At 53.4% G+C, this 11,050-nt stretch carries 10 protein-coding genes; 4 read left to right on the top strand and 6 right to left on the bottom strand.

All coding sequences use genetic code 11. From position 1 onward, the window contains the following. The first annotated feature begins 202 nt into the window (after positions 1-202). Together sulA and ompA are read left to right on the top strand one after the other, a co-directional pair. Positions 203-712 carry an SOS-induced cell division inhibitor SulA gene (gene sulA / locus LOC22_RS18420; protein ID WP_026094322.1) on the top strand — a complete coding sequence of 170 codons (510 nt, stop codon included), beginning with the start codon at positions 203-205 and terminating at the stop codon, positions 710-712. Positions 713-1,068: 356 nt separating this feature from the next. Next, entirely contained in the window at positions 1,069-2,121 is a 1,053-nt protein-coding gene (gene ompA / locus LOC22_RS18415; protein WP_017694761.1) for a porin OmpA, read from the top strand. 65 nt (positions 2,122-2,186) lie between these two features. Here ompA and matP read toward each other — a convergent pair whose 3' ends face one another. Then, positions 2,187-2,639 (bottom strand): macrodomain Ter protein MatP, encoded by a 453-nt coding sequence (matP, locus tag LOC22_RS18410; protein ID WP_006809347.1) that lies wholly within the window; start codon positions 2,637-2,639, stop codon positions 2,187-2,189. Between the two features lie 186 nt (positions 2,640-2,825). Between matP and LOC22_RS18405 the strand changes: the two genes are divergently transcribed. Further along, positions 2,826-4,586: an AAA family ATPase gene (locus LOC22_RS18405; protein WP_017384808.1), complete on the top strand. Its 1,761-nt coding sequence runs from the start codon at positions 2,826-2,828 to the stop codon at positions 4,584-4,586. Between the two features lie 68 nt (positions 4,587-4,654). Next, complete coding sequence (gene fabA, locus LOC22_RS18400; protein WP_000227926.1) at positions 4,655-5,173, top strand: bifunctional 3-hydroxydecanoyl-ACP dehydratase/trans-2-decenoyl-ACP isomerase; 519 nt, start codon at positions 4,655-4,657, stop codon at positions 5,171-5,173. Positions 5,174-5,244: 71 nt separating this feature from the next. Here fabA and rmf read toward each other — a convergent pair whose 3' ends face one another. From rmf to LOC22_RS18375, 5 genes are all read right to left on the bottom strand, one after another. Next, positions 5,245-5,412: a ribosome modulation factor gene (rmf, locus tag LOC22_RS18395; protein WP_003858162.1), complete on the bottom strand. Its 168-nt coding sequence runs from the start codon at positions 5,410-5,412 to the stop codon at positions 5,245-5,247. 254 nt (positions 5,413-5,666) lie between these two features. Next, positions 5,667-6,233: a membrane integrity-associated transporter subunit PqiC gene (gene pqiC, locus LOC22_RS18390; protein ID WP_023296271.1), complete on the bottom strand. Its 567-nt coding sequence runs from the start codon at positions 6,231-6,233 to the stop codon at positions 5,667-5,669. Then, positions 6,230-7,870: an intermembrane transport protein PqiB gene (pqiB, locus tag LOC22_RS18385; RefSeq protein ID WP_032647911.1), complete on the bottom strand. Its 1,641-nt coding sequence runs from the start codon at positions 7,868-7,870 to the stop codon at positions 6,230-6,232. The genes pqiC and pqiB overlap by 4 nt, the downstream gene beginning before the upstream one ends. 4 nt (positions 7,871-7,874) lie before the next feature. Further along, the gene (pqiA, locus tag LOC22_RS18380; RefSeq protein ID WP_017693685.1) at positions 7,875-9,128 is read right to left on the bottom strand and encodes a membrane integrity-associated transporter subunit PqiA; all 1,254 of its coding nucleotides are present in this window, start codon (positions 9,126-9,128) and stop codon (positions 7,875-7,877) included. A 13-nt stretch (positions 9,129-9,141) separates the two neighbouring features. Further along, positions 9,142-11,049 (bottom strand): ABC transporter ATP-binding protein, encoded by a 1,908-nt coding sequence (locus LOC22_RS18375; RefSeq protein ID WP_047062308.1) that lies wholly within the window; start codon positions 11,047-11,049, stop codon positions 9,142-9,144. Position 11,050: the final 1 nt, after the last annotated feature.

Here is an 11,050-nt window from a genome sequence, read left to right as displayed (position 1 = left end):
AATCATACAGTAAACACGATATTTCTTACTAACGGATCCGTTAGCAGGAAAATAGGCAACTTATTGCCGTTGGGCAAGATGATTTTTTCAGGTTCACCAGGAATGGATGAAATTTGCGAGTCGCTTTCCGAAAATGAGGTTGATCTTTATGCACACAGGGGTTACTGTATATCCATACAGTAACTACAGGGCTGGAATGAATATGTACACTTCAGGCTATGCAAATCACTTAACACCTTCCACTTCTGCCGCAGGCAATGCTGCGCAGAATTCTATCGGGCGTGTATCGACAGGGCTTATCAGTGAAGTGGTTTACCGTGAAGACCAGCCGCTGTTAACACAACTCTTACTCCTGCCGCTTTTGCAGCAGCTCGGGCAACAGTCTCGCTGGCAGCTCTGGCTGACGCCACAGCAAAAATTAAGTCGTGAATGGGTTCAGTCGGCTGGCCTGCCGTTAGCGAAGGTGATGCAGATTAATCAACTCTCCCCTTGCGATACGGTCGAGTCGATGGTCCGGGCATTACGTACCGGGAACTATAGCGTCGTGATTGGGTGGTTGCCGGAGGATCTGTCGCAAGAGGAACATTTGCGTCTGACTGAAGCGGCTGAAGAAGGTAACGCGATGGGTTTCATCATGCGGCCGGTTCGTGGAGATTCCTATCGCAGAGGACAACATCCCGGGCTAAAAATTCACTCAAATGTGTACCATTGAGTCATTTTAAGAGTTTTCCTGGAATTTTTTTCGACCGCAGTATGCAAAAAAAGTTCAACGCGCCAAAACTGCGGCAAGGCTTGTCTGACGCGGTTCTCGTTAATTTTACTGCACAAAATTCGTTCAAAAATTGTTAAATATTAGGTATACGGAACTTTTTTTTTCATATGCCTGACGGACTTCACACTTGTAAGTTTTCAGCTACGTTGTAGACTTTACATCGCCAGGGGTGCTCGGCCTAAGCCGAAGATATCGGTAGGTTTATATTTGACCACGCCCCCCGGTGAAGGATTTAACCGTGATTCCTCCGATGGAGATATTCATGGCAAATTTTGGATGATAACGAGGCGCAAAAAATGAAAAAGACAGCTATCGCGATTGCAGTGGCACTGGCTGGCTTCGCTACCGTAGCGCAGGCCGCTCCGAAAGATAATACCTGGTATGCAGGTGGTAAACTGGGCTGGTCTCAGTTCCATGACACCGGTTGGTACAACAGCAGCCTGAACAACGATGGCCCTACTCACGAGAGCCAGCTGGGTGCAGGTGCGTTCGGTGGCTATCAGGTTAACCCGTATGTTGGCTTTGAAATGGGTTACGACTGGTTAGGTCGTATGCCTTACAAAGGCGACAACGTAAATGGCGCTTTCAAAGCTCAAGGCGTACAGCTGACCGCTAAACTGGGTTACCCAGTAACTGACGATCTGGACGTGTACACCCGTCTGGGCGGCATGGTATGGCGTGCAGACTCCAGCAACAGCATCGCTGGTGACGACCACGACACTGGTGTTTCCCCAGTATTCGCTGGTGGCGTTGAGTGGGCAATGACCCGTGACATCGCTACCCGTCTGGAATACCAGTGGGTTAACAACATCGGTGACGGTGCTACCGTTGGCGTTCGTCCAGACAACGGCATGCTGAGCGTTGGTGTTTCTTACCGTTTCGGTCAGCAGGAAGATGCGCCAGTCGTAGCTCCAGCTCCGGCTCCAGCTCCAGAAGTACAGACCAAGCACTTCACTCTGAAGTCTGACGTTCTGTTCAACTTCAACAAAGCTACCCTGAAACCAGAAGGTCAGCAGGCACTTGATCAGCTGTACACCCAGCTGAGCAACCTGGATCCTAAAGACGGTTCTGTAGTGGTTCTGGGCTTCACCGACCGTATCGGTTCTGACGCTTACAACCAGGGTCTGTCTGAGAAACGTGCTCAGTCTGTAGTTGATTACCTGGTATCTAAAGGTATCCCAGCTAACAAGATCTCCCCACGTGGTATGGGCGAATCTAACCCAGTTACCGGTTCTACCTGTGACAACGTGAAACCACGCGCTGCACTGATCGACTGCCTGGCACCAGATCGTCGCGTAGAGATCGAAGTTAAAGGTATCAAAGACGTTGTAACTCAGCCTGCGGCATAAGTTATCGTCTTATAAAAAAACCCCGCGATGCGGGGTTTTTTATTATCTGAAGAAAAGTAAAAAGCTTATTTTTTACCTAACAGTGCCTGTAGATCGTTCTTCAGCGTCGACATCTGGCTGGCATACTTCTCTTTGTGCTCGGCATCTTCAATCAGCTGCACCACCGTTTCCGACAGGGTTTTCCCGCGCCGCTGCGCAAGCCCGGCCAGACGCTGCCAGACCATGAACTCCAGGTCGATGGATTTCTTACGGGTGTGCTGATGCTCGGCATTGAAATGCCGTTTACGACGAGCACGGATAGTTTGCTTCATCCGGTTTAACAAGGCCGGATTAATGTGTTTCTCAATCCAGCCGTTGACCTGTACCGGTTCGTTTTCGAGGGTCAGCAACATATCCACAGCTTCTTGTGCCGCGCTGGCTTCGATGTAGCAGGTGATCAGCTCCCCTTCACGGTGCTTTTTGACCAGGTACTTCCATTTCCAGCCGCTTTCGAGGTTTTCCAGTTGTTGATATTTCATTGCGATCTCAGTGTTACCGTGTAACTCTGTTCAGAATATCAGTTTTTTGGCAATCTGCTGAAAAGAAATCATATCCTGTGAAACGCCGCAGGCGATCCGCATGACGAAAACCCGAATCCTGATTGGGCAGAGTGCGCCGCTTACGGTATACTCCACGGTTTTACTTCTGACTAAAAAACATCAACTTTGACCATTACGAAACTTGCATGGCGTGACCTGGTTCCGGATACCGAGAGCTATCAGGAGCTGTTTGCACAGCCAGACCTCACAAAAGAACACGAATTCATACTTAGCGATACACAACCGCGTTTGCATTACGCGCTGGAGCAGATGTCATCCCCATGGGCTACATCTCCTTTCATGCTGCTCAAAGCCCCGGAAGAAGCCGAGTATCTGACGCTTCTCGGTGATGCCATGCGCCAGTTGCATCCAAAAACGAATGCCGTTTTTGGTGGTCAGTACCATATTGCCGGACGTGACGTGACCTTCGAACCTGCCACGCAGGCAGACGGACAATTCGCTGCAAAAGGCGAAGTGATCACCGCCAACTGGGTGGAAGCAGAACAGCTGTTCGGCTGCCTTCGTCAGTTCAATGGCGATGTGTCACTGCAACCCGGTCTGGTACACCGCGCGAACGGTGGTGTGTTGCTCATCTCCCTTCGCACCCTGCTCGCACAGCCTCTGCTGTGGATGCGCCTGAAAACGGTGGTGATGCAGCAACGTTTTGACTGGATAGGCTACGACGATTCACGTCCACTGCCTGTTTCCATTCCGTCTATGCCGCTGTCGCTGACCGTCGTGCTGACGGGTGACCGTGAATCTCTGGCTGATTTCCAGGAAATGGAGCCAGAACTCGCGGAGCAGGCGGTTTACAGTGAATTTGAAGACAATATTCAGATCGCCGATGCCGATGACATGGCGCAGTGGTGTCAGTGGGTTATGGCCGTGGCGGAACGTTTCGCGCTGCCCTCGCCTGCCGAGGATGCGTGGCCGGGCTTAATCCGCGAGGCCGTACGCTATACTGGCGATCAGGAAACCCTGCCGCTCTGCCCGCTCTGGATCGGTAAACAGCTGCGTGAAGTGGGCGTTATCAGCGGCAACGGTCCGTTTACTGGTGAGCAGCTTAGCCAGATGCTGGCCCAGCGTGAATGGCGTGAAGGTTATCTTGCTGACCGTATGCAGGATGAAATTCTGCTGGAACAGATTCTTGTGGAGACCGAAGGCGAACGTATCGGGCAAATCAACGCCTTGTCCGTCATCGAGTTCCCCGGACACCCGCGCGCCTTTGGCGAGCCTTCCCGTATCAGCTGTGTCGTGCACATTGGTGACGGCGAATTTACCGATATCGAACGCAAGGCCGAACTGGGCGGAAACATTCATGCCAAAGGCATGATGATCATGCAGGCATTCCTGATGTCTGAACTTCAGCTGGAGCAGCAGATCCCCTTCTCTGCCTCGTTGACCTTTGAGCAGTCCTACAGTGAAGTCGACGGCGACAGCGCCTCGATGGCAGAGCTGTGCGCCGTGATCAGCGCGCTTGCAGACGTACCGATTAATCAGAATATTGCGATTACCGGTTCCGTAGATCAGTTTGGTCGTGCTCAACCGGTGGGTGGACTGAATGAGAAAATCGAAGGCTTCTTTGCTATCTGCCAGCAGCGCGGTTTAAACGGCAAACAGGGCGTGATTATTCCGGCGCCTAACGCTCGCCATTTGAGCCTGAGCCAGGCGATTCTGGATGCGGTAGAGCAGGAACAATTCGCCGTCTGGGCCATCGAAGGGGTTGAGGATGCTCTACCCTTACTGACAAACCTGGTCTGGGACGGCGAAGGCCAGACAACCCTGATGCAGACCATTCAGGAACGTATAGCTCAGGCGACACAGCAGGATGCTCGTCATCGTTATCCGTGGCCGTTACGTTGGTTAAGTTGGTTTAGTGCTAACTGATCGGACTTGTTCAGCGTACACGTGTTAGCTATCCTGCGTCCTTCACTAAAATAAGGCTTACTGAGAACATGGTAGATAAACGCGAATCCTATACTAAAGAAGACCTTCTTGCCTCTGGTCGCGGTGAACTGTTTGGTGCGAAAGGCCCGCAGTTACCGGCCCCAAATATGCTGATGATGGACCGTGTCGTGAAAATGACCGAAACCGGCGGCAACTTTGATAAGGGTTACGTAGAAGCAGAACTCGATATCAACCCGGACCTGTGGTTCTTCGGTTGCCACTTTATTGGCGATCCGGTAATGCCTGGCTGCCTGGGCCTCGATGCCATGTGGCAGCTGGTTGGCTTCTATCTGGGCTGGCTTGGCGGTGAAGGTAAAGGCCGTGCGCTGGGCGTAGGCGAAGTGAAATTCACCGGTCAGGTTCTGCCTACCGCGAAGAAAGTCACCTACCGTATCCATTTCAAACGCATCGTTAACCGCCGCCTGATTATGGGCCTGGCGGACGGTGAAGTGCTGGTAGATGGTCGTCTTATTTATACCGCGAACGACCTGAAAGTGGGTCTGTTCCAGGATACCTCCGCTTTCTGATAACGGGATGTAGCCCCTTCCAGAAAGGCGAAACCTCCGCATTGCGGAGGTTTCTTTTTAAAGAGACGGTATCAAGCAAGTACTGCCCTGTCTCCGATGGCTTCTCGCCAGCCCCCTAGCCATTGGGACCTTTGATTCAGGGCCTGATAGGGACACATTTCTTTTGAACGTCCGGCGATGCCAGCCTGATAACCACGTTGATGAGCCCTTTCCAGGCGATCTCGTTTCTGTCTCTTCATGCCTCGTTTCCCTCATTCTTTTGTCTGGTGGAAAGAAAACAGTGGTTGCAATATGTGCAAGCACAGTTAACGAATACCCCGAATCGGCGTCAGCGTCAACGTTCAAAATTCATACGGGTGTCATATTTGTGAGCTACATGGAAGATCGTTTGTACAAAAAATGTGACGCGGGACAAGTAACAACCTGAACGCAAAACGAAAAAAAAGCCGCAATCAGCAGGAAGCTGAGTGCGGCTTTCGTCGATGAATTTTACTTATGGCAGCCGGGAAATCTCTCTTGCGATAGCAGCCGACTCCTGTGCCCACCCCTGCGCAAGCACTTTCACCATTTCGTCATAGCCATCTTTCTGCTGCTTCAGTTCCAGATGGAAAGGACGCTTAATCAGCTGGCCCTGATGATTCAAGAGCCACTCCCCGCTGATAACAACGGCACCATCATAGCGGCCATGGAATCCCGTCACGTTAACATTCAGAGTGTCCTGATCGCTTCCCAGAGGCTGCGAGGCGACGACCCAACCAGGGAGCTGGCTGCTCAGATTCGCCACCAGCGTATTGCGTAGCTGCTGATCCAGCGGGCTGGCCCACAGGTTATTGTTGGCGATAACGTACTGCACATCGCTGGTCTGGTAGACCACCCCATTGCCCGCCAGATAATCTGGCACGGCAACCTGTTCAACCCACAGCAGACGGCTGCCCTGCGAGGCGCTGCTCTGCGCACCGGACTGGGCGCTTAACGGCAGCTGGTAGTAGCTTTTGTTATCGCTTCCAGAGCTACAGGCCGTTAATACCAGTGCGCCTGCGATGATTAGCCATTTTTTCATTGTTTCGCCCTCTTAGGCTCAGGATCCTTTTTGTCTTTCGCTTCAAACACCAGTGCGTTGCTCTTTTCATTGAGCGTTTTCAGAACAGGCTGTAGCTCGCGTAAAACCTGATCAAGACGTTGCATATCCGCCACCATCTTGTTGTAGGCCGCTGAGCCCGGCTGGAAGCCCTGCATACTGCGATTCAGTTCGCGCAACGTTTTCTGCATATCCTGCGGCAGCTGCTGCATGGACTGGTTAGCGGTGATCTTGTTGATATTATCCAGCGTGGTTTGCAGACGTTGCATCGTCGCCTGGCTCTGATGCAGTGATCCCGTCGCAGCCTCAAGCATTGGATTCAGCGGCAGATTGTTGATCTTATCCAGCGTTTCCATCAGGCGCTGTTGGATCTGCGCCAGGCCACTGCTGACCGTAGGAATGATTTTGTAGCCGCCAAATTCACGGATACCCGTCATTGGTGGCGCTTTTGGATAGAAGTCCATATCGACATACAACGCCCCTGTGACCAGGTTGCCGGTTTTCAGCGAGCCGCGCAGCCCGCGATTCAGCAGGTCGCTGATATGCTCCCCAATATCCTGGTCCTCGCCTATCTGGTTAATCAAACGCTCAGGCTCAATGCGGATCAGCACCGGAATACGATAATCATCATCAAGCATCTGCTTCAGTCCCGGAACAAAGTAAGGCACTTGTCCCACTGTCCCCAGACGAATACCGCGGAACTCAACTGGTGCCCCTGGCTGCAAGCCGCGTACGGAATCCTTAAAGAACATCAGATAGTCGATGTGATCGGTATAGAGCGCATCCTGAATACTTTTTTGATCGTCAAACAGCCTGAAGGCGGTTTTCTCCGCCACCGGTTGCCCGAGCTCCATGCCTTCCGGCACGTCAAAACTGACGCCCCCACCAAACAGCGTGGTGAGTGAACCCATCTCAACGCGCATCCCCGCAGAGGTGAGATCCACCGCGATCCCGCTGTCTTTCCAGAAGCGAACGTTGCTGGTCACCAGGCGGTCATTAGGCGCATTGATAAATAGCTGATAGCTGATGGTCCGTTTTTGCGGATCGAAGGTGCTTGTTTCTACCGAACCGACGCGATACCCACGGAACAGCACCGGATCGCCCGGCGAGAGCTGGCCCGCTTTTTTGCTGTCCAGAATAACGCGGATCCCTTTTGCATCCGGTGGCGCAAGCGGCGGTGAATCCAGCAGCTGATAGTTTGCTGGCTGGGCGCCTTTGTTGCCGGGCTGGAGTTCAATATAAGCCCCGGACAATAGCGTCCCTAATCCGCTGATCCCTTCTCTCCCGACCTGCGGTTTCACTACCCAAAAAACAGAATCTTCATGGAGCAGTTTTTCCATGCCGGCATTCAGGCGGGCCTTGATTTCAACATGGGTTAAATCATCCGTCAGGGTCGCGCTTTCCACGACACCCACATCCACGCTGCGGCTCTTGATGGTGGTTTTTCCGCCCTCAATCCCCTCTGCATTGGTGGTAATTAGCGTGACTTCCGGTCCCTGATGGCTGTAATGATAAAACAGGATCCATGCACCGATCAGCGCGGTCACGATGGGGAAAATCCACACCGGCGACCAGTTTCTGACCTTCTGCACTTTAGCCTCTCCACTCTTATTTTCCATGCTCTTACTCTTCCTCATGGCTTGAATCGGGCTCACGATCCCACGATAAACGAGGGTCGAAGGTCATGGCCGCAAACATGGTCATAATGACGACCAACGCAAACATCAGCGCTCCCATAGCGGGATAAATACTCATCAGCCCCCCCATACGCACCAGCGCTGAGAGAACCGCAATCACGAACACGTCAATCATCGACCAGCGGCCAACAAATTCCACGACCTCATAAATCAGATGCATACGCTCGCTGTCTCGCTTACCGTGCCCTTTTGCATCCCAGCAAAGCCAGGCAATGGCAATCATCTTTAAGGTCGGAACCATAATACTGGCGAGGAATATGACGCCTGCTACAGGGTAAGACCCCTCGCTCCACAGCAAAATCACCCCGGCCAGTATGGTCGAGGGCATTCTGTCGCCGAGCAGATCGGTGATCATGATCGGCAAGATATTGGCGGGCAGATAGAGCATGACAGAGGTCACCAGCAGCGCCATGGTCCATTGCAGGCTATTTTTACGCCGGACGTGACCTTTTGTTTCACAGCGCGGGCACACCTCGACATCCGCGGGCAGCACGGCGGTGCAGCACGAGCAGGAGCGAAGCCCCTGACGGATACCCGGTACGCCCACCTTTACCGTCTGCGAGAGCGTAGGCGCCGGGGCAATATCGTCCCAGGCCCAGCGTCGGTCCACGCACTGGAACGCGCGCAGTTGTAGCACGCAGTACAGACACCACGGAATAAAGCTGCTGCCAATCCCCACATCGCCGTAGGCCATCAGCTTCACGAAGCTGACCAGGATACCCGCGAGAAAAATTTCCGCCATCCCCCAGCTTTTCAACTGGAACAGGATCCGCGCGAGTTTGATTTTAAGGACAGTGGGCATCCTGACGCGGTTGACCAGCAGCAGAATGACGACCAGGCAAAAAGCCGGGACGATCTGCACGAAAAGAAGAAAGAAGGTGCCAAGGCTGGCGTAATCTTCCGAGAACATCACGCCTGGTATTTCCAGTAAATCCACCTGGCTGGTCATCCCGCCCACTTTCATATAGATGAAAGGGAAGAGATTGGAGAGCAGTAACATGAATAAGGCTGCCAGCGCATAAGCCGTAGGACGCTGCCTTGGCGCGTCCCACTCGGTCGTCAGCGTAGCGCCGCAGCGCGGGCAGGCAGCCTTATGTCCGTGACCAAGCTCTGGCAACGCCACGAGCATATCGCATTGCGAGCATAATATATGCCGATCGGCATGGTGCTGGTCACACATAGATTATCCCTGTTTATGCGCCGTTTTTCAGAGACTCAAGGTACTCCCAGCGCTCAAATGCCTCTTCCAGCGCCTGTTCAGCCTGGGAGAGTTCAGCCAATACTTTCTGAGTATAGTCGTGAGGCTGCGTAAAGAATGACGCATCAGCGACCTGGATTTGCAGTGCTTCCAGTGCAGCTTCCAGCTCTTCCAGACGCTGCGGCAGCCCTTCCAGCTCGCGCTGCAAGTTATAACTCATTTTAGCAGGAGACTTTTTGACAGTTTCTGCTTTTGCAACAACAGGTTCGGCGACATTTTTGGTCTTCGCCTGTTTTTGCGCCAGCGACTGCGATTGCTGTCCACGCGCGTCATGATAGCCGCCCACATATTGACCGATGCGTCCTTCGCCTTCGAAGATCCAGCACTCGGTCACGGTGTTATCGACAAACTGACGATCGTGGCTGACCAGCATCACGGTTCCCTGATAACCATCAATCAACTCTTCCAGCAGTTCCAGCGTTTCGACATCCAGATCGTTAGTCGGTTCATCGAGAATCAATAAGTTACTGGGTTTCAGGAACAGACGCGCCAGCAAAAGACGGTTACGTTCTCCCCCGGACAGCGCGCGCACCGGCGTCATGGCGCGTTTCGGGTGGAACAGGAAGTCCTGAAGGTAGCCCAGCACGTGACGCGGCTTGCCATTAACCATGACCTCCTGTTTACCCTCGGCGAGGTTATCCATCACCGTACGGTCTGGATCCAGCTCGGCGCGGTGCTGGTCGAAGTACGCCACTTCCAGTTTGGTACCGCAGTGGATACGACCGCTGTCGGCCTGGAGCTGACCGAGCATCAGTTTCAGCAGTGTGGTTTTACCGCACCCGTTCGGGCCGATCAGCGCAATTTTGTCGCCGCGCTGAACCTGAGCGGAGAAATCGTTCACCAGCACTTTGCCGTCAACCGAATAATTCACGTTCTCCATTTCGAAGACAATCTTGCCCGAGCGGGACGCCTCTTCCACCTGCATTTTGGCGCTACCCATGACTTCGCGGCGTTCGTTACGTTCGCGGCGCATCGCCTTCAGGGCGCGAACGCGGCCTTCGTTACGGGTACGACGCGCTTTAATGCCCTGACGGATCCATACCTCTTCCTGGGCCAGCTTGCGGTCGAACTCGGCGTTTTGCAGCTCTTCCACGCGCAGGTTTTCTTCTTTCTCCAGCAGATAGGTATCGTAATCGCCCGGATAGGTCACCAGCTTGCCGCGATCGAGATCGACAATGCGCGTGGCCATGTTGCGGATGAACGAACGGTCGTGGGAGATGAAGATAATGGTACCGTTAAAGGTTTTCAGGAACCCTTCCAGCCAGTCAATCGCTTCGATATCCAGGTGGTTCGTCGGTTCGTCCAGCAGCAGCACCTTAGGCCCGCTCACCAGGGCACGGCCCAGCGCCGCTTTACGCAGCCAGCCGCCGGAGAGCGCCGACAGCTCCATATCCGCTTCCAGGCCAAGCTGGGCCAGCACTTCGTTAATGCGGTTTTCCAGCTGCCACAGACCGTGGTGATCGAGCATCTCCTGCACTTTTGCCAGCTCGTTGAGATTCTTGTCGCTCGGGTCCGTCATCACCAGATGCGAAATCTCGTGGTAACGCTTGAGGTATTCCGCCTGCTCTGAAATCCCTTCGGCCACAAAATCGTACACGCTGCCGGTGACGTTACGCGGCGGATCCTGTTGCAGACGAGAGACGATCAGATCCTGCTCGTAAACAATACGGCCGTCATCCAGCCCCTGCTCACGGTTGAGGATTTTCATCAGCGTCGATTTACCTGCGCCGTTACGGCCCACCAGACAGACGCGCTCGTTATCTTCGATATGCAGCTCTGCATTATCGAGAAGCGGTGAGTCGCTGAAAGAGAGCCACGCGCCGTGCATACTAATTAAAGACATT

It is taken from the genome of Enterobacter sp. AN-K1 (assembly GCF_020971765.1).
Classification (GTDB): Bacteria; Pseudomonadota; Gammaproteobacteria; order Enterobacterales; family Enterobacteriaceae; genus Enterobacter; species Enterobacter hormaechei_C.
Note: the sequence above shows the minus strand (reverse complement) of the source record. Positions and strands in the feature narration are given on the sequence as shown.